The following is a 2,721-nucleotide window of genomic DNA, read 5'->3' as shown; positions in this document are numbered from 1 at the left end:
TAAACTTCGGCTTCGATGTCTCTGACGGAACCGATACGGTATCAGCAAACATCGACGTGAGCGTAACTGCCGTTGATGATGCGCCAGTGTCTGGCGACCTAGCGTACTCAATCGATGAAGACGGTTCTATCCGTTTAAGCCAAGAGCAATTGCTATCACAAGCATCTGACGTAGAGGGCGATGACCTTACTGCTAGCGGCCTAACGGTTGGTGGAGATGCGACGGTTGTAGCTAATGATGACGGCAGCTTCACCATCACGCCAGATGAGAACTTCAATGGTGACATCGATATCAGCTTCGATATCTCTGATGGCACCAATACGGTTCAAGCTTCTGCAGACCTAACCGTTAACCCAGTAAATGATTTGCCAGTACCTCAAGATCAACAGTTCAGTGTTGAAGAAGATGGAACGCTTATCTTCACCGATGCAGACCTATTAACAGGCGCTACCGACATTGAAGGTGATAACCTAACGGTTGAAGGTGTGACCTACGATGGTGGCGACGGTATCCTTACTGATAACGGTAATGGTACGTACACCTTTGCGCCAAATGAGAACTTCAATGGTGACGTAAACTTCGGTTTTGATGTATCTGACGGTACCGATACGGTCTCTGCAAACATCGATGTGAGTGTGACTGCGGTTGATGATGCGCCTGTGTCTGGTGACCTAGCGTACTCAATCGACGAAGACGGTTCGATTCGTCTAAGCCAAGAGCAGCTGCTTTCTCAAGCCTCTGACGTGGAAGGCGATGACCTTACTGCTAGCGGCTTAACGGTCGACGGTGATGCAACCGTTACTCAAAACGATGACGGCAGTTTCACGATTACGCCAGATGAAAACTTCAACGGTGACATCGATATCAGCTTCGATATCTCAGATGGCACCAATACCGTTCAAGCTTCAGCCGATTTAACCGTTAACCCAATCAATGACCTGCCAGTTCCTCAAGATCAGCAATTCAGTGTTGAAGAAGACGGTACTTTACAGTTCACAGACGCGGATCTGCTTACAGGCGCGACAGACGTTGAAGGTGATAACCTGACGGTTGAGGGCATCACTTATGAAGGCACTGATGGCGTACTGACTGACTTGGGTGAGGGATCATATAGCTTTGCTCCAAACGAAAACTTCAATGGTGATGTGAGCTTTAGCTTCGATGTGTCAGACGGTACCGATACCGTGTCTGCAAACATTGATGTTAGCGTGACTCCTGAGAACGATCCGCCTGTTGCGGGCTCAACGTCCTACACGGTGAATGAAGATAATTCGATTACCATTTCTGATGCACAACTATTGGCAACATCTTCAGATATTGAAGGTGATGTATCGATAGACAGCGTGACTTACTCTGGTAGCGACGGTGTCCTCGAAATCAATGGTAACGGCACTTACACCTTCTCGCCAAATGAGAACTTCAGCGGTGAAATTGCACTGGATGTGGTTGTTGCTGATGAAGATGGTGCGACCGACTCAACGACCGCGGGCATCAATGTTCTTGAAGTGAACGATCCGCCGGTTGCAGGCCCTACGTCTTACACCATTGATGAAGACTCAGTACTTACCTTCAGTGAGTCTCAAGTGTTGCTTAACGCCTCAGATGTAGAAGGGGATGTTGATCTTGTTGGTATTAGCTACGATGGCCCTGAGGGTATCTTCTCAGTAAATGGTGACGGCACTTGCAGCTTCGCTCCAAATGAGAACTTTAATGGCCAAGTTCAGCTTGATGTCACCATTCGTGATGAAGATGGTGCAGAAGTGGAAACCGTCATCAATGTTGACGTATTACCAATCAATGATGCGCCAGTGTCTGGTGATTTGGCTTACAACGTTAACGAAGATGGTTCAATCACACTGAGCCAAGATCAGCTGTTGTCTCAAGCGTCCGATGTAGAAGGCGAAGATCTAACCGCAAGTGACTTAACAGTTGGTGGTGATGCGACGGTTGTAGCCAACGATGACGGCAGCTTCACGATTACGCCAGATGAGAACTTCAATGGCGATATCGATATCAGCTTTGATATCTCAGATGGCACCAATACTGTTCAAGCTTCAGCAGACCTAACCGTTAACCCAGTTAATGACCTGCCAGTGCCTCAAGATCAACAGTTCAGCGTGGAAGAAGACGGTACGTTAATTTTCACAGATGCTGACCTGTTAACAGGTGCTACAGATATTGAAGGTGATAACCTGACTGTTGAAGGCGTGACCTACGACGGCGGCGACGGCATTCTTACCGACAACGGTAATGGTACGTACACCTTTGCGCCGAATGAAAACTTCAATGGCGACGTAAACTTCGGTTTTGATGTGTCTGACGGCACCGATACGGTATCTGCAAACATCGACGTAAGCGTAACCGCGGTTGATGATGCACCTGTATCGGGTGACCTAGCGTACTCAGTTGATGAAGACGGCTCGATTCGTTTAAGCCAAGAGCAGCTTCTATCGCAAGCATCTGACGTGGAAGGCGATGACTTGACCGCTAGCGACCTAACGGTTGGTGGTGATGCGACAGTTACTCAAAACGACGATGGCAGCTTTACCATTACACCAGATGAGAACTTCAATGGCGACATCGATATCAGCTTTGATATCTCTGATGGTACTAATACAGTTCAAGCATCAGCAGACCTAACCGTTAATCCAGTTAATGACCTGCCAGTCCCTCAAGATCAACAGTTCAGCGTTGAAGAAGACGGCACGTTAATCTTTACTG

1 protein-coding gene is annotated in these 2,721 nt (G+C 47.9%); it reads left to right on the top strand.

Annotation, left to right across the window (positions count from 1 at the left end; genetic code table 11):
• Positions 1–2,721 (top strand): cadherin-like domain-containing protein (locus AB4512_RS20685; RefSeq protein ID WP_372175526.1); only part of this gene is annotated, 2,721 nt, incomplete at both ends.

This window comes from Vibrio sp. 10N.222.52.B7 (assembly GCF_041474275.1).
GTDB lineage: Bacteria > Pseudomonadota > Gammaproteobacteria > Enterobacterales > Vibrionaceae > Vibrio > Vibrio crassostreae_C.
This window is presented reverse-complemented; position numbering and strand designations above follow the sequence as displayed.